This is a genomic window from Collinsella sp. SGI.178 (assembly GCF_050313495.1).
In the GTDB taxonomy this organism is placed as follows: Bacteria; Actinomycetota; Coriobacteriia; order Coriobacteriales; family Coriobacteriaceae; genus Collinsella.
Map to the genome: position 1 here is coordinate 1 of NZ_JBNPLM010000058.1, position 525 is coordinate 525.

At 67.0% G+C, this 525-nt stretch carries 1 protein-coding gene; it reads right to left on the reverse strand.

The window, feature by feature from the left end; translation table 11 throughout:
- Positions 1-34: 34 nt before the first annotated feature.
- On the reverse strand, positions 35-525 hold a 491-nt coding region (locus ACQRAQ_RS08630; RefSeq protein ID WP_427794558.1), incomplete at its 5' end, for an ISL3 family transposase.

Here is a 525-nt window from a genome sequence, read left to right on the forward strand (position 1 = left end):
GAGGCTTCGGTAGTTTGTGTGACAAGGGGCTAGCCTAGGCAGCAACGCTCTTCGCTCCCTTCACGCCCTTCTTCCTCGCCTTCACCGGGCGACCCGGGAGCTGGGGCTGGCAGTCGCCGCACCTGAGCATGAGCAGGGCCACGAGGTTGTCGGTGTTGCGGAAGCCGTAGCCCATCCTCACCGTCACCTTGATCTTGTTGTTGATGGCCTCTACGCGCCCGTTGCTGATGCCGAGCTCGACTGCGGCGATGATGTCGTCGCGCCGGCGGCGCACCTTCTTCTCCACGGCGACGACCTTGGCGATCTTGCAGTAGGCGGCCCTGTGCATCCAGTCGTCGAGCAGCTCGGCGGCCTCGGAGCCGTCGGCTGCCCGGAAGACGGCCCGCAGGTCCTCCTTGAGCTCCCAGGCCCTGACCAGCCGCGAGCCGGCCCTCTTCTTGAGCGCCTCGAGCCTCGCCCTCTGGCCGTCGGTGAGGTCCTCGGGGTTCTTCACGAGCGCGTAGCGGCTGCCCTTGATGGAGGCCG